The sequence below is a fragment of the Crocosphaera sp. Alani8 genome, assembly GCF_038442745.1.
In the GTDB taxonomy this organism is placed as follows: domain Bacteria; phylum Cyanobacteriota; class Cyanobacteriia; order Cyanobacteriales; family Microcystaceae; genus Crocosphaera.
The window spans coordinates 1-16107 of the sequence record NZ_JARVCN010000014.1; the positions used below are offsets into that span (position 1 = coordinate 1).

Consider the following 16107-nt stretch of genomic DNA (forward strand, 5'->3'; position numbering starts at 1 on the left):
GAATGTGTAGATGCTGCGTTCAAAAACTGTCCTAACGTTTTTGCGTAGTGCTATATCAGCCATCAGTTGAAACATATCAATCTCTATCTTATGCCGTGAGTGAGATTAAACATAAGCTTCACGCTTTCAGCTAAGAGATGAAATTGGAGTAACATTAGTTTTCAGAGTGATTTAATTAAAGCGATCGCTCTGTTAAAAATTTTTCCGTCAAAAGGAGGCAGGAGTTGAAAGGCAGAAGGCAGAGGTGCGATCCAAGCGGATTCTCAACCCGCATCTTTAAGCACACCTTCGAGGTTTTTTGTTTGGAAGAGGCTTGCACCTCCCCCAAACCCCCCTTACATTAGTTGATCTCGTTCTGTAATGGCCATACCGTGTGCTGGAAAATCCTCGTATTGGGCTAAGGTTTGACTGGTTATTTTAATGCGATCGAAACCTTGGGGGGTTAAATAAGCAACGGTCGATCGCTTGAGAAAATCGTACACCGATACAGCAGAATAGGAACGAGCAAATCCTCCTGTGGGTAAAACTGCGTTTACTCCGATGGCATAGGTAGCGGCAGAAGAGGGAGTATATTTGCCCAATAAAATTTCCCCTGCGTTCTTAATGTCCCCTATTAACCTCAAGGGATCATCCACTAACACTTCCAAATGTTCTGGGGCATAGTCGTTGATGAATTGGATAGACTCTTCTAAACTAGAAGTCAAAATGATGCCACCATAAGCATCTAACCCTGTTTGAGAAAATTCCCGTCGCCATTGGGGTAGTTTTTCCAGGTATTGATCAGCAAAATAACTCGCTTTTTCGGCAACAGTTTCGCTGTGGGTAACTAATAGGGCGGCTGAGTCGGGGCCGTGTTCGGCCTCTATCAATAAGTCGAGGGCTGCCAGTTGGGGATCGGTGGTTTCATCCGCTAAAACAATAGACTCACTGGGGCCTGCTGGTAAACCTACATCTACGGTGCCAAATAACACCCGTTTAGCTGCGGCTCCATAAATACTACAAGGACCGGTTAATTTATCCACTTTGGGGACGGTAGGAGTCCCTAAGGCCATGGCTGCTAGTGCCTGAATACCCCCTAGTTTATATACTTGTGTCACCCCCGCCATTTGCGCGACGTAGAGGGAAACTGGTTCCACGTTACCCTGTTTATCGGGAGGTGTACAAACGACGATTTGTTCCACTCCGGCTACCATAGCAGGAATGGTTAACATGAGCATCATCGAAGGAAAAGCCCCTTTTCCTCTGGGAACGTATAACCCCACCCGAGGAATGGGAGTGATTTTTTCCCCTGCAAAAATACCGTTATCGATTTCGGCCAGGTTCATTTCTTCTGGTAGTTGCCTTTGATGGACTTCTTTGATGTTACGAAAGGCTTGATCCACGGCTTTTTTTACATCTGGTTCCACTAAATGTTGCGCGGCCTCGAACTCTTCCGGGGTAACTTTTATATTGTCTGGAGTTGCCCCTGCATAGTCAAATTTTTGGGCATATTCAATCAGTCCCTTATCTCCTGTTTGGGCGATCGCACTTATTACTTCTTGGGCAATGGGGATAACTTTATCGATGTCCAACTCAGCCCTTCGCTTTACTGTGGCGAGATCCTTGGCTGTCATTTGGGCAAGTTTCAGAATTCTGACCACTACTTCTCTCCTGATACGTTGGTCTATTCTTTTCTATTTTAGTATCAGTTATGGATTAGCGGTTATAGTTGTCTGTTTACTATCAAATTGAGGTTTATTTCGCTTCAAAAATATTGCCTAAAAAACTAGAAATAATTGATAAAATAATAGAGCCAAATAAAGCATCGAAGAAGGTATCCACTGTAAACCCAGGAGTCAAATAAGATACCAAAGAGAAAGAAATAGCATTAACAACCAGGAGAAATAAACCCAGGGTAAGAATCGTTAAAGGTAAGGTAAATAGCAGGAGAATGGGTTTAACAACTGCGTTTATTAAACCCATGACGAAAGTGGCGATCGCTGCCACTGCGAACCCCGTAATAGTGATTCCTGGTATTAAGTAAGCAGTTATGAGTAAGGATAAGGCTGTAATAATCCAAGTTAAGATAAATTGAGACATAAGCTTTAATTATACGGACTTAATTTATGTATTTATATTATAACTAATAAGATTAAATCGATAAATATCAAGGCTTTCTAATACGAATCATAGCATTTTGGATTCTTTTTTTCAGTATTTCATCTTTTTGAGCATTTTCTGTGATGGCATTAAATTGATTAGAAGATAAGCCACTATCTTCAGCTATTTTCTTCGATTGATTACAGAACTCTACGGCAATTTCTTGAGCGTTATTGGGTAGTTTTCTGATGGTTTCTGGCTGATTGCAAGCAATCTCTGGGGGTTGATCCTCGATGATAGCTTCTATTTGTCCATAAGCCATTTGTCGTTGACGTTCAATTTTTAATACCGTCTGGGCATAATTTGTTACATCTTCCTCACTAAAATTAGAAAGTTGCGGTGATGGATTAGGGGACAAGTTTGGTACTAAAGTACATCCTTGAAGAATACTAAAAAACACTGCTAAACTAGACATAATAGATCGAGTGAATATTCTGTTCAAATTTAAAAGGGAACAGCGAACAAACACCATTGGTTGAACCGCCGAATACATGATAATAACTTAATCCCCGCCTGGGTTTCTCTTGTTTTGAATTATTTTAATCATTATAAGTTCCCCGTAGTGAACTCTAGGCCTATATGAATTGCGGAAAATAATTGGGTCTAAAACCCTATCTTCTAAGGAGAATGGTTGTTAAGACTAAGCATAAAATTCCCGGTCAAAAACAACTTCTTTGGGATAGTGCCTAAACGCAGTGAGGAACTTTTGACTTGCGAATTCGTTAGCCATAGGTTTAGTAGTTCTATGGACTTCTTGTTAGGGTCATCATAACTGATGTTATGTCACCTGTTCAAGCAATTTGTTAGAGATGTCTTTTTCAGGGATAAAATTAGCTCGAAAAAAAGCAAAGCTAGGATATAATCGAGGCTACGGGAAAGATTCTCAGAGTGGGTATCTAATTGATGCTCGAAAGTGTAGAAAAATATTTAAACTCGGACTCATCGTTGCTTTGATCATGATAACCTGATTGTTATGGTCAGCAAAAATCACCCTAATCAGTCTTCTTCCCCAACGCTTCACATACCGGTTCTGTGTCAAGAGTTGATCGAAGGTTTAGCTATTGAACCCAAAGGACATTATTTAGATGCAACTTTAGGAAGGGGTGGTCATAGTAGTCTTATTTTGGCAACTTTTCCCGACGTTACAGTAACAGGAATCGATCTCGATCACGAAGCAATCGATGCAACCACATCGAACTTATCAGAGATAGCAGGGGATCGTCTAGGGGTTTGGCAGGGTAATTTTGCAGATTACCCGGGTAAAGCAGCAGAATTTGATGGAATTATAGCAGATTTAGGGGTAAGTTCTCCCCAGTTTGACACCCCAGAAAGAGGTTTTAGCTTTCGTCATCAGGCAGCTTTAGATATGCGGATGAACCGTCAACAGTCTCTAACTGCTGCAAGTATCATCAACTCCTGGGATCAGACAAACCTAGCCGATTTATTTTATCAGTATGGGGAAGAAAGGCGATCTCGTGCCATTGCCCGTCGCATCTTACAACAACGTCCCTTTGAGACGACAACAGCTTTAGCAGAGGCGATCGCTTTGTGTTTCCCCCCAAAACAGCGTTACGGACGTATTCATCCTGCTACGCGCGTTTTTCAAGCTTTACGCATTGCGGTAAATGATGAATTAGGATCGTTAGAAAAATTCCTAGAAAAAGCACCTCATTGGCTAAAACCTGGGGGACGTATAGGAATTATTAGTTTTCACAGTTTGGAAGATCGCAGGGTTAAATATAGTTTTCGAGATTCTTTATTGTTGGATGTAGTGACGAAAAAACCGATGATCGCTCAACCAGAAGAACAAGCAGATAACCCTCGATCTCGTTCAGCAAAATTGAGATTTGCACAACGTAAATTGAATGAGCAGTGAATAGTTATCTCTGTAGGGTGTGGAGTGTAGGTAGAATTGGTATACTCACATCTTGCACCTTCGATAAAACTGGCTAGTTTGTAGGGGTTCAGCTATCAGCCATCAGCTGAAAAATACGAATCCTTATCATCTACTGTGAGTAAGATTAAACGAATGCTGAACGCCGTGCGATAGCGCCGGAACGGAGTGAGGAACTGCTGTGCGATAGCGCCGGAACGGAGTGAGGAACTGCTGACTAATTTAAGTTTTTCTATACTAGATCAAGATGTCAGTCTACCTGAGATTATCCACTTTTTAAAGGGTATTTAGTATTAATTTTACCTAACTTAAGGGTACTTTAGGTAGAATTTCTACTTAAGAAAGAGTTAAAAATACCCTTAAAAGCTCCACAACTGCATATATACTGGGGAAAGAAAATTATGTAAAAATTTGCCGATTTATGGTTATGTCTTTTTTTATATCTGACTTACCATAAGCCATCAAAAATTTGGAGTCTAATAATGTCAAAAGAATTTCTGGATTTCTTAAAGCATAAATATGCTTATGTTGCTGTGGGAGAATTTAAGCCAGGACAGTTTTCTGAAGCTCAAAAACTTTACGAAAAAGCCGTTTCTACTTACAAAGAAGGATTTCAAGGGGCATTTTTATTACAAAAACCGGGGACAGATGAAGGAATAGCGGTCATTATGTGGGAAAAAATTGAGGATATGCAAGACAACCAGAACGAGGCTTATCGACAAATTCTTGAGGAAATGACTCCTCTATTTGTTAAACCTCCCAAAACAGATTTTTATGAAGTTTGTAGTGAAATTGAGGGTTTTTCTGAAGAATAGTTTAATGATATACCTCTAAGTTCAAAATATAGTTGCCCAATTGAACTTTACCCGACCATAACTCGTATTCAATCCTCAAATATTCTGGTAGTACCTCTCCGTCTAACTGTAAGCGACGAGTATAATTACGGAGGCGAAACGCATTACCTATTTCTCCACCACTGTCGTTTAACCAATAGCGGCTCAAACCATAAATTCCTGGTTCCCAAAAATGCCGATAGCAAAACTTGCCATTACCTTGTAAGCTCATAATTACCCGTGCAGGAGAAATCTCTAGCCACAACATCTGTCTAGCGGTTTCTACTGTTGCTGTGGGTTCTTGTTCAACTACAGAATGGGGGGGATCTGGTTGATTAAGCAACAAATCAAACCGAAAGCGATCTTTCTGATAGAGGGTTCCAGAGGTTTCCAGGGAACAGTCTATGGGTAAGTCTGTGGAGATTAACGATAATGATACAGGACGATGAAATCTCATAGACATGAGGAGTTTGGGGATGAGGAGCATACTTATACCATAAAGCCCCAAGGTCAAAATTAACAACGTATTGGTCGGGTATTTTTTATAACAAAAAGTAAAGTAAACACTTGCCAAATTGTACAGGTTATTGCTATATTAAATACTTGTGTAAGCAATCCTCAGTAGCTCAGTGGTAGAGCGGTCGGCTGTTAACCGATTGGTCGTAGGTTCGAATCCTACCTGGGGAGTTTCCCGAAATTAAGCAGAATAAGTTTAGAGAGTGAAACCTGTGTATGTACTTTATCAGAAGGTATACAGTTGATCGTATGTAACAATCCGCATTCACGGGATAGGATAAAATGTAGGTGTGGTAGTAATTAATAAGGTTTAGTTCTGTATTATGTCTTGGTTTGTTAAAATTGAAAAAGGTATTGTTGACAAGGGTACGTTTGATCAGTACGTACCTGCCCATAAGGAATACGTCCAAGATTTAATTCATCATGGACACGAGGCAAAAACAGGGTACTGGGGGGAATATGGGGGAGGAATGTTGTTATTTAAAGCTGGTTCTTTAGCAGAGGCAGAAGTTATCGTTAAGAAAGATCCTCTAATAATTAATAACTGTGTAGAGTATGAGCTACACGAATGGTGTGTTGTTGTTGAATGAGCAAAATTCCCAGAGAATAACAATCGAAGATATTAAAGAATTGAATTCAAATCAGGAACATCAACCCAACACCCTTTTTGACTAGATTGATGGGTTAAATCCATTAATAATTGAGAATAAACCCCTTCGTACAAAGATGGAGTTAAAGACTGCTTTTGATCTATGCTTTCTACCCAGCGATCGACAACACGAATAAATGGGGCCAAACGTCCATCGGTAAACACTTGGGGAAAGGCTAAGCTTTTGGGAATTTCCAGTTCTGTTAAGGGTTTTCCAGGAAGACTGCCTTGTAAACGGAACCCATGCACATAATCTTTGAGATTATCGCTACCTAAAACCAAAGTGCCACTATCCCCGTACACTTCTAACCAATGTCCTCGACCGCTATAAGTAACAGAACTAATGGTTAATTGCACCGGTGTACCGTCCGTTAACTCCAACATGATTAAACAGGTATCGTCTGCATCAACTGGCTTTAATTTGCCATTTTCTAGGGGATCTGGCCGTTGTTTAATAGCGCATACCAGCTTAGCACATAATCGTTTTACGGGACCAAATAGCCAATGGATGTAATCAAAAGCATGGGAACCTACAGCACCTAAGACACCACCTCCCTTATCCTGTCTAGCGTACCAGTTCCAACCTCGTTCCGGGTTCGCACGACTAGCAACTAACCAATCGATTTTAATCAATCTTGGTTGTCCAACGTATCCCTGTTGTAATTTTTCTGCTAAAAGTTGCCAAGCAGGGACACAACGAAACTCAAAGTCTGCAGTAGCTACCAAATTATTTTCTCTGGCTAAATGATACAATTCCTTAGTTTCTTGTGCAGACATAGCCATAGGTTTTTCTAAAAGAAGATGTTTCCCTGCGCCTAATATTTGTTTCCCCATGTCGTAGTGTAAAAAAGGAGGTGTAGATAAGGTAACCCCATCAATGTCGGACATTGCTAGGAGTTTGTCTAAGTTATTAAAAGCATAGGGAATATTGTTCTTATCTGCGATCGCTTTTGCCTTACCCAAGTCCCTGTTATAAATTGCTACTAACTCGGTGCGAGGGTGATGTTGTAACCCTGGAATGTGAATAGCTTGACCGAAACCAGTTCCAACAACAGCAACGCGAATAGGAGAATTAGAACTCATAATTTTTAGAGAAGATTTTTCTTGAAACTAATTATAAGATAGTAGAGTGTAAGGAGTGAACAGTGATAAGTAATAACTGATAACTGATGGATGTACTAACTACTGCTATTGTTCTTCCTTTTGTGTTTGTCTTTGGTGCTTGTATCGGTAGCTTTCTCAACGTTGTTATTTATCGTTTACCGGCGGAACTTTCCTTAATTCATCCCCCTTCACGTTGTCCTCATTGTGAACATCCTTTGGGTAAAACAGAGAATGTCCCCATATTAGGTTGGTTATGGTTAAGAGGAAGGTGTCGTTGGTGTGGTGCTTCAATTTCCATGCGCTACCCCATAATAGAGGCTGCTACCGGTTTGTTATTTGGTTTTGTATTTTGGCAATACCAATTTACGATCATTACTATCGGTTATTGGGTATTAATTAGTTGGTTAATTGCCCTTGCTATGATCGATTTTGATACTATGACTTTACCAGAAGAATTAACTAAGTCTGGGTTGGTTTTAGGATTAATTTTTCAAGGCATAATAGGTTGGCAAGTGGCTAAAACCCCTGAATATTTAATGGCAAGTATCACAAATGCAGCCCTAGGAATCTGGTCATTTTGTATTGTTAGATGGGTAGGAACCTTGGTTTTCGGGAAGGAAGCATTGGGAGGAGGAGACTCTAAGTTAGCTGCGATGCTAGGTGCTTGGTTCGGGTGGCGATATCTTTTAGTTACTAGTTTTTTAGCTTGTTTAATGGGTTCTTTATTTGGTATTTTTGGGAGAGTCTTAGGATTTTTAGGTCGTCTTCAATATTTTCCTTTTGGTCCTTTTTTAGCTTTGGGGGCAATTTTAAGTTTATTTTGGGGAGAAGTTATAATTTCTACCTATATGCGGAACTTTTTTCCTTAAATCAATGCTATGAACTTCGGCAAATACGAGACTTTAGTCAGGTTGTTAAGTTATTTATTTTTAAGTAAAGAAATTTATCAAAACCATCGATTTGAGACTATTTTCTTTCAATAATATAGATAGGTCAGTAAAGGAGCCGATCCTAATATGAACGCTTTATCTAATCGTCGTTGGAAGTTTCTTAGCTGGACAACAGTTGTTATGTTTGCCCTGGGTTTTTGGCTAAGTAGTAGTATTATTCTGGATTGCGTTGTCATTCCTGGTTTATCTTTATCAGGTATGATGAATCAGGGGGGTTTCGCCAGTGCTGGTTATATTATTTTTGGATTATTTAACCGCATTGAATTGGTATGTGCAGCCCTTGTTTTAACGGGATTTGTAGTTTTCCGTCGCCATCATCTTCTCATTCATCTTCAGGAACGTTGGTCAATTATTTTAGCCAGCTTTTTACTAGGTATTGCTTTGATTTATACTTATTTCTTAACCCCTGCATTAAGTGGTTTTGGGTTAGAAATTAACCCCTTTGAAGCAACAAATACCATGCCTTCTATTATGATATCTCTCCATTGGAGTTATTGGATACTAGAAGCAGTTAAGTTTACCATTGGTGTTACTTTACTTAGTTGGTGTTACCGAGATTCCTGTGAACTAAAATAGATTGAATATCAGTAAATGTGTTGACTATCTCCTCTTTTTGGGGAGATTTTTATTATCGGTTATTTTTCATAGAATATATATAGTGAATTTTTTGGATTAAATAATCCACATAAGGTCTTTCAATAAGATTATTATGTAATCCTAATACTTGGTCTACTTTCAATTTATTTGATGTGATTTCTTTAACTAAAGATAAGTCTGCTGATTGCCATTCCGTTGATAATAATAAGTGTATATTTCCTGGATATGCTTTGGTCACATATCTACTTCTACCTAATAGATAGTGTTGATAAAAAATATTATCCTCGTAGTTAGCTGTATTTAGTTTATTTTTTGATAATTTTTTAAACCAATCATCGATAACATTTGTACCCTTTAAATAAATATAATCAAAACCCAATTTTTTGAAGGTTTTATATCGCTCACTCAATGATGGGTTATAATTTTTGAATATTCCATCGATTAAAATGATTGAATCAACTTGATGATTAATTTTGTTCAGTTGAGAAGCTATTTCTAGAGTCAAATGACTATCCCCACAAAAACTTATCAGGTTATAGGGTTGCTTTAATTGACCTTTAATAATATCTTCTACCATATAATTCGCTATTTTTTCTAGTGTATTTTCAGGTGGTATTTGCAAAATATTTTGCTTTATTTCTGATGATAGTTTAAAAATATTTAGGTTATATAAAGGATAGTTTTGCATGGTTTTATCATGAGCTAAAATATGGGATAGTTGAAATGTATTTACTGTAATAATAGGATTTTGATTTCCAGTAGCATGAAATACTGTTAAAGAAGAACCGTTAATATTCCTATTTTCCAAGATTACTTGAGATAATTCTTTTAAGGTAGGGTACTCGAAAATTATAGTAGATGAGATTTCACTTTTAAAGGTTCTTTGCATTTCTGCTGATAAATTAACAGCTTGTAAAGATGTTCCTCCTAAATGGAAAAAGTTATCCTCCCTATCTATTTCTCTCTTATTCAAGCAATATTTCCATAGTTCAATTAATTTGCTTTCAATCTCACTTAAATTATAGATTTTATCTTCATTAATAATAATACCTTCTTGTTGCTCCGTAACTAATAATTGATGATTATTTTCTCTATCGGTTGAGCTAAGATCACTAAACCAGTATTTTCCTTGATCAAAAGCGTAGGTTGGAATAGAAATGTATTTGCTAGTTGATTGGTGATAAAAACCATCCCATTCTATGTTTATGCCTTCTAGCCACATTTCACCTAATTCTAGCAATTTTTTTGATAAAGAATCAGTGCCTAAACTTCTTATCTTCTCTTCCTCACAAATAACTGATAAAGCATTTATTTTGTTGCGTTTTTTTCCTACTTTTTTCACCACATATTGTTTATTTTCGATTTGGTTGATTATTTTTGTAAGATGTTCTTCAAGTTGGGATATTGATTCAATAACTGTACACCAACGATAATTAAATTGTGTTCTTTTTGTGCAAGTACTGTAACATAAATTTGTCAATGACATACTACTATTCTTAATAATAAAGTCAAGATATTTTTTTGCTAAATTTAACAGTGCTGATTCACTTTTCGCCGATAAAGTAAAAATATTGACAGGAAATTCTGAAGATTCTACGGGAAGTTGAGGAGCTTCTTCTATTAGTATATGGGCGTTTGTGCCACCAAATCCAAAGGCACTGATAGCCATTCTTAAGGTATCATTTGAGCTATTGAAATCTTCTAATTGATCTTGTACTTGAATCTTTAATTTATCAAATTTCACCGAGGTATTAGGGGTGTGAAAATGTAAGTTAGGTGTTAATTTTCTAGAATGCAAACATAACAAAGTTTTTATTAAACTTGCCATTCCTGAAACATTTTCTGTGTGTCCAATATTGGGCTTAACCGAGCCTACTTTCAAAGGATTATTGAAAGGACGATTTTTGCTGAAAACTTTACCTATAGCTTTTAATTCTAAAGCATCACCAATGGTTGTCCCTACGGCATGAGTTTCTATATAATCAATGGTATTGGGATCGATTTTATTTTGCTCATATATTCTTTCTAGTAAAGAAACTTGAGCTTTTAAATTAGGGCTAGTTAAAGTATTACTTTTCCCGTTATGATTTACTCCTGTAGCAATAATTTGACCATAAATGCGATCGCCGTTTTTAAGTGCTTCAGATAAAGGTTTTAAAACTATCATTGCTACCCCTTCACCTTGCACATAACCGTCAGCATTAGCATCAAACACCTTACAACGTCCATCAGAAGCAATCATCCCCCCATCAGTGAATGCGGTTAAATCCCCATCAGTAAGGATTAAATTAGCTCCTCCTGCTAAAGCTAAAGAAGATTCTCCTAAGTAAATACTATTACAAGCTTGATGAATAGCAACCAAGCTAGAGGAACAAGCTGTGTCAATAAATACACTTGCACCATGAAGATCAAAATAATTAGAAATACGATTGGCTGCCATAGCTGTGTTATTTCCTGTGGTAGCTGAAAAACGACTTTTATGATGATTATTCATCAAAGAATAGTACTCATTACCACCTGTGGAGATAAAAAGACTCGTATCGCTACCTGCAATATTTTGAGGAATTATTCCTGCATCTTCTAAAGCTAACCAAGTTGATTCTAACAATAATCTTTGTTGGGGTGACATCAAACACGCTTCGTCGTGGGATATGTTGAAGAAATCTGCGTCAAATCTATCTATATCTTCAATAAAACCTGCTTGCATTGTCAATAATGAGTTATCAAGATGACGATTACACTGAGTTATAGCATCTCTTTTATTAGTTAGTAAATGCCAAAACTTCTCTGGAGTATCTGCTTGAGGAAAACGGAAATTAATGCCGATAATAGCTATGGGTTCTTGATTCATAATTGACTTATTATTTTAGGGTAAGATACCTTGGTGTTTATTTTTGTTAAATAGTTCTTGGGATAGTTTTGGGTATAAATGAAACTGTAAAGCTAATATTCTATTATTAACATCATTGTTTTCCCAGTCGTTGTAGATCACCTTCCAATCTTCCCGTAAATCGGTTTGAATTTCACATAAACCTCTAATAAAAAATGTGTATAAATCTTTTTCTTTTTCTGCACTAATTGGTGTTTTTGTTTCTAACACTAACTGTAAAGCTTGCTGTCCGTTTTCATGATAAATTATTTTTGCATAATAGATTCCTGTTAAAATATCTTCTAATTCTTGACTTCTAATTATAGTGTTGAGAGAATCTTGATAAACATTTACTCCTCCTAAAATAAGACATTTATCACTTCTTCCCTCTATAGCTAAAATATCTGGTAAATAGTCGCTAGAATTTTTAATTATGTTGAGTAATTTCCCATAAATTTCATAATCAACAGCAACTTTGAGGAAATTCTGTTTTAAATCTCGCCAAGAATATAAGCTAACTCTATCACCAATAAAATAACGAAATAAAGGGGTAGATTGCCATTTAGTTACAAGTATTCCCTCTTCTGTTACTTCAATAAAAGTATCTTTACTACTAAAATGAAGTAGAGAGGGAATCGTCTCAGAGAAGCCAAAATTTTCAGCAAAGGAAGGGTTTTGGCATAAAATTTTCCTCATACAAATAGACGCTAAAGACTCTGCACCTAAATTGGTAGTTTCTGTACTACCATAGAAAGAGTATAAAAAAGGCTCTTCTGCAAGAATTTGGGCTTTATTTTGTAAATTAATTCTAAACTCTTCAGGGAAAAATTCCCCCACCACCATGTAACGTAATTTATGTAAAGGTAGTTCATAACCTAAAGTTTTTGCTCTTTCTTGTAATAGAAAAATGAAAGAAGGAACAATAATGAGTACAATTTGTTCTACTTCACAGTTAAGCAAGGTAATAATATCGATAATAGAATCAAAATCCATCCCACAAGAGAAAGTATAGAAAGTATAATCAATATCACTAGAAGCATTTTTTAAGGCTAAATCTAGATTTTCGCTGCCTCCCCAAGCAGGATAATTAAGTGCCATAATTACTAAAGTTGGCTTGTGATTAATTTGAAAATTACTCTCTAGAAATATGCGTAACTTTAAAGAATCTTTACCGATATTTTCTGTTGATTTAAAATAGTAAGTAGATTTTCCTGATGATCCTGATGATTTAGCTATTCTATAAGCTTTGTCACCTATTTTCGGAATTAATTCTTCAATTTTAAATTTTAAAATGTAATTTTTTTTATTAGTTATGGGTAAATCAGAAAAAGATTCTATCGAGCTTACCCCAGATTGATCTAGGAATTTTTGATAAGCAGGGATATTTTTATAACCCTTTTTTGCTAATTTTAGTGCTTTTTTCTCTGAGCCTAATGTCTGTTTACTAATATGTTTTAAAATCATTTTTATCAAAAGTTAAAGGTAAGCTTTTTAATCCTCTGAGGGTAATACTTTCACGCCAATCAGGTGTATGATTTACCAGTTGTAGATTGGGTAATCTTTGGATTATATTATTGATAGCAACTTGACCTTGAAATCTAGCTAAAAATGCACCTAAACAGAAGTGAATTCCCCCTCCAAAGGGAAGGTTACGATTAGTGCGATTAAACTCTATTTCTTGAGGGTTAGGAAACTTATCCTCATCTCTGTTGCAGCACCCAAACAAAGAATAACCTTATCCCCTTTTAAGATAGTTTTCCCACCCATTTCTACATCTTCCGCAGCCAAACGAGCGATCACTTGCACGGGAGTATCATAGCGTAATAATTCCTCAGAAGCTTCTTTAATGAGTTCAGGGTTATCTTTCAACTCCCGTAATTTTTTAGGGTGTTGTAATAAAGCGAGTATTGAATTACTAATAAAGCTTTTAGTTGTTTCTTGTCCGACGATTAGTAACATAATGCAAAAACCAAGAATTTCATCCTCGTCAAGCTTATTTTCTTCGTCTTTTGCTTTCACTAATTCGGCAATTAAACCTTGAGAATTATCATCTATGTTAGCGATAAAATTTAATAAATATTCCCTAGCTTCAATAGCCATTTTATTCTGTTTTTCATACCCTTCCAAAGACATAGGTTGATCAAAAACAAAAAATAATTCGTAAGACCAACGCACTAACTTATAATAATCTTCAGCAGGTAAACCCAAAATACTAGCTACTGTCATAGCAGGAAGTGGGGAAGCTAAATCATCAATCAAGTCCATTTTTCCTGTGGGTAATACTTTGTCTAATAAATGATTAACTTTTGCTTCTATTTCCTCTTTCATTTTTGCCACACTAGCAGGAGAAAAACTTTTATTCACTAAACCCCTTAGTCGAGTGTGATTGGGAGGTTGTTGAAAAAATAACCATTTATCTATAGTTTTAGCCAAAGGAAGAAAGTTCCCCTGTTTAAGATAGGCACTTTTTTCCTCTAATCTTAAGGGTAAATCATCCACTTGAAAACGATTATCTTTTAAGATAGTATCCACATCTTTATAACGAGTAATAATCCAAGCTTTTAAAAAACTCCAGTGAATAGGATCTTCTTTTCTTAACCTTTCATAAATAGGATAAGGATCATGATGAAATGCCTTAGCAAAAGGATTAAATATTAATTTATTTGAGGTTTTATTTTTCTTAATCTTCGTCATTTTCCCATTCCTCCCATAAGTATTCCGTTAATTCATCAATATTTGTATATTCCCAAAATAATGTGGGTTCTAGTTCCATCCCTAACCATTCTCCTAACTCTCCTGTTAAGGTTAAAGCTACTGAGGAGTCTAAACCATATTCAGAAAAAGAAGTTTCCATGTCCAATTCATCTTCTTCTAATCCTAAAACACCTGTTAATTTTGTAAGCAACAAATTGGCAATATTTTCTTCAGTAATCTCTAAGTTACTATCTTTTATCGACTCAGTTGTTACTAACTTCTGTTGCCATTCTGCTACTAAATTAAGCTCCTGAGCTACATATTTATCTCGACAAGCATAACGCTGAATTTTACCGCTAGAAGTTTTGGCAATACTAGCAGTTTTAATCAAAGCGATCGCATATACTTGTAGTTCATATTCTAAAGAAACTGCCTCTCTAATCGCTCTTATCACCTCATCGGTGTCTAAATTTCTCAGATAAGTCCGTTCAACCTCCTGAACAATTACCAATCTTTCTTTACCATCCACTTCAAGAGAAAAAGCAGCACCACTATCCTTGCGTAAAGCAGCATGAGAGTTTTGTACAGTATTTTCAATATCTTGAGGATAATAATTTTTCCCCCAAATAATAATTAAATCCTTAATGCGTCCAGTAATAAATAACTCCTTGTCACGGACAAAACCTAAATCACCCGTCCGCAAATAATCACCATTCAAAGAAGATATTGTATTAGTAAAAACTGCTTTGGTTACCTCTTGTTGTTCCCAATAACCTTGACCAATACTATCCCCTGATACCCAGACTTCTCCAATTTGATTATCCTCACAAATAGTCTGATTTTCTGGATTAATAATCTGAATATCTGTATCTAACCAAGAATGTCCACATCCTACTAATTCCTTAACCTTGTTAGTATTGCCATTGCTCTCGCAAACAATATTTTGCGCTAACTTCTCAGCATCTAAATTTAAACAGATAGGCTCTTTTTCTAAATCTCCCCCTGATACCATTAGGGTTGATTCTGCCATCCCATAACAAGGGTAAAAATAATGACTCTTAAAACCACAACTTTTAAACTTATTACTAAAACGTTCTAAAGTCTTATTTCGGATTGGTTCAGAACCATTGTAAGCACTTAACCAACAACTTAAATCTCAATTTTTTATCTGCTCATCGGTGACTTTTTCAACACACAAATCATAACCCAGATTTGGTCCACCACTATGAGTACCACCATAATATGATATAGCTTCTAACCAACGAATAGGTCTTTGTAAAAACGCTTCAGGAGACATAATCACCCCCAAACAACCCGTGTAAAGGGGTTGAATAATACCGTCAATTAAACCCATGTCATGAAAACTAGGTAACCATGTTACCGAGACACTTTCTTCTGTTAGTTGAAATGCTGTTTGGATATAAGCAGAATTATGCAAGATATTTTCATGGGAAATAATCACTCCTTTGGGATTCCCAGTTGAGCCTGAAGTATACTGTAGAAAAGCAATTGTATGATCTATGCTGAGATTATCTGCTACTCCATCAGAGATATTTTGTAACTGATCACTACAAATACATTTAATCTTCTTAGTATCAATGATTGTTCCTAATTTTGCTCGAACATTCTCCAATAACGAGCTAGTGGTTAAGATCACGTCCGGCTGACAATTTTCAATAATTGCTTGCAAGCGAGACATTTTTTGACTACCCTTTGGGGGATATGCCGGAACTGCTATGATATCTGCACCTAAACAACCTAAGAAAGCAGTGATGAATTCTAATCCTTGAGGGTATAGTAACAAAGCTCTGTATCTTCTCAAAAAGCCAGGGGTCACTCGCTGCGAAAACTTAGGCCAAACA

At 36.6% G+C, this 16107-nt stretch carries 15 protein-coding genes, 1 tRNA gene and 1 pseudogene; 6 read left to right on the forward strand and 11 right to left on the reverse strand.

Features of this window, described 5'->3' with window-relative positions; genetic code table 11:
- Positions 1 to 335 precede the first annotated feature (335 nt).
- From hisD to P9B04_RS01150, 3 genes are all read right to left on the reverse strand, one after another.
- The gene (gene hisD / locus P9B04_RS01140; protein WP_342053162.1) at positions 336 to 1640 is read right to left on the reverse strand and encodes a histidinol dehydrogenase; all 1305 of its coding nucleotides are present in this window, start codon (positions 1638 to 1640) and stop codon (positions 336 to 338) included.
- A 94-nt stretch (positions 1641 to 1734) separates the two neighbouring features.
- On the reverse strand, positions 1735 to 2079 hold the full coding sequence (locus P9B04_RS01145) for a phage holin family protein (protein WP_342053163.1): 345 nt from the start codon (positions 2077 to 2079) through the stop codon (positions 1735 to 1737).
- Positions 2080 to 2146: 67 nt separating this feature from the next.
- Positions 2147 to 2554, reverse strand: coding sequence for a DUF4168 domain-containing protein (locus P9B04_RS01150; RefSeq protein ID WP_342053164.1), 408 nt, complete (start codon positions 2552 to 2554; stop codon positions 2147 to 2149).
- 558 nt (positions 2555 to 3112) lie between these two features.
- Here P9B04_RS01150 and rsmH point away from each other — a divergent pair.
- Complete coding sequence (rsmH, locus tag P9B04_RS01155) at positions 3113 to 4015, forward strand: 16S rRNA (cytosine(1402)-N(4))-methyltransferase RsmH (protein WP_342053165.1); 903 nt, start codon at positions 3113 to 3115, stop codon at positions 4013 to 4015.
- Positions 4016 to 4515: 500 nt separating this feature from the next.
- The gene (locus P9B04_RS01160) at positions 4516 to 4848 is read left to right on the forward strand and encodes an antibiotic biosynthesis monooxygenase (protein WP_342053166.1); all 333 of its coding nucleotides are present in this window, start codon (positions 4516 to 4518) and stop codon (positions 4846 to 4848) included.
- A gap of 1 nt (position 4849) precedes the next feature.
- Here P9B04_RS01160 and P9B04_RS01165 read toward each other — a convergent pair whose 3' ends face one another.
- The gene (locus P9B04_RS01165; RefSeq protein WP_342053167.1) at positions 4850 to 5329 is read right to left on the reverse strand and encodes a hypothetical protein; all 480 of its coding nucleotides are present in this window, start codon (positions 5327 to 5329) and stop codon (positions 4850 to 4852) included.
- 152 nt (positions 5330 to 5481) lie between these two features.
- On the opposite strand from P9B04_RS01165, the gene P9B04_RS01170 reads away from it, so the two are divergent.
- Both P9B04_RS01170 and P9B04_RS01175 read left to right on the forward strand, forming a co-directional pair.
- A tRNA-Asn gene (locus P9B04_RS01170) sits at positions 5482 to 5553 on the forward strand.
- A 152-nt stretch (positions 5554 to 5705) separates the two neighbouring features.
- Entirely contained in the window at positions 5706 to 5972 is a 267-nt protein-coding gene (locus P9B04_RS01175; RefSeq protein ID WP_342053168.1) for a YciI family protein, read from the forward strand.
- Between the two features lie 32 nt (positions 5973 to 6004).
- On the opposite strand, the gene P9B04_RS01180 is transcribed toward P9B04_RS01175, so the two are convergent.
- Positions 6005 to 7114, reverse strand: coding sequence for a Gfo/Idh/MocA family protein (locus P9B04_RS01180; protein ID WP_342053169.1), 1110 nt, complete (start codon positions 7112 to 7114; stop codon positions 6005 to 6007).
- A gap of 86 nt (positions 7115 to 7200) precedes the next feature.
- On the opposite strand from P9B04_RS01180, the gene P9B04_RS01185 reads away from it, so the two are divergent.
- Positions 7201 to 8004, forward strand: coding sequence for a prepilin peptidase (locus tag P9B04_RS01185; RefSeq protein WP_342053170.1), 804 nt, complete (start codon positions 7201 to 7203; stop codon positions 8002 to 8004).
- 147 nt (positions 8005 to 8151) lie between these two features.
- A complete protein-coding gene (locus P9B04_RS01190) occupies positions 8152 to 8661 on the forward strand; it encodes a hypothetical protein (protein ID WP_342053171.1) in 510 nt (169 codons plus the stop codon).
- A gap of 52 nt (positions 8662 to 8713) precedes the next feature.
- Here P9B04_RS01190 and P9B04_RS01195 read toward each other — a convergent pair whose 3' ends face one another.
- The 6 genes and pseudogenes from P9B04_RS01195 to P9B04_RS01220 form a co-directional block, all read right to left on the reverse strand.
- Positions 8714 to 11533, reverse strand: a complete 2820-nt coding sequence (locus tag P9B04_RS01195) for a beta-ketoacyl synthase N-terminal-like domain-containing protein (RefSeq protein WP_342053172.1) — start codon at positions 11531 to 11533, stop codon at positions 8714 to 8716.
- Positions 11534 to 11548: 15 nt separating this feature from the next.
- Positions 11549 to 13015 (reverse strand): hypothetical protein, encoded by a 1467-nt coding sequence (locus P9B04_RS01200; RefSeq protein WP_342053173.1) that lies wholly within the window; start codon positions 13013 to 13015, stop codon positions 11549 to 11551.
- Positions 12996 to 13277 carry a cytochrome P450 gene (locus tag P9B04_RS01205; protein WP_342053174.1) on the reverse strand — a complete coding sequence of 94 codons (282 nt, stop codon included), beginning with the start codon at positions 13275 to 13277 and terminating at the stop codon, positions 12996 to 12998. The genes P9B04_RS01200 and P9B04_RS01205 overlap by 20 nt, the downstream gene beginning before the upstream one ends.
- On the reverse strand, positions 13223 to 14245 hold the full coding sequence (locus P9B04_RS01210; RefSeq protein WP_342053175.1) for a cytochrome P450: 1023 nt from the start codon (positions 14243 to 14245) through the stop codon (positions 13223 to 13225). Before P9B04_RS01210 ends, P9B04_RS01205 begins: the two co-directional genes overlap by 55 nt.
- Entirely contained in the window at positions 14232 to 14963 is a 732-nt protein-coding gene (locus P9B04_RS01215) for a phosphopantetheine-binding protein (protein WP_446717954.1), read from the reverse strand. Before P9B04_RS01215 ends, P9B04_RS01210 begins: the two co-directional genes overlap by 14 nt.
- Before the next feature lie 108 nt (positions 14964 to 15071).
- Positions 15072 to 16082: pseudogene (locus P9B04_RS01220) on the reverse strand (AMP-binding protein); the annotation flags it as partial.
- Positions 16083 to 16107: the final 25 nt, after the last annotated feature.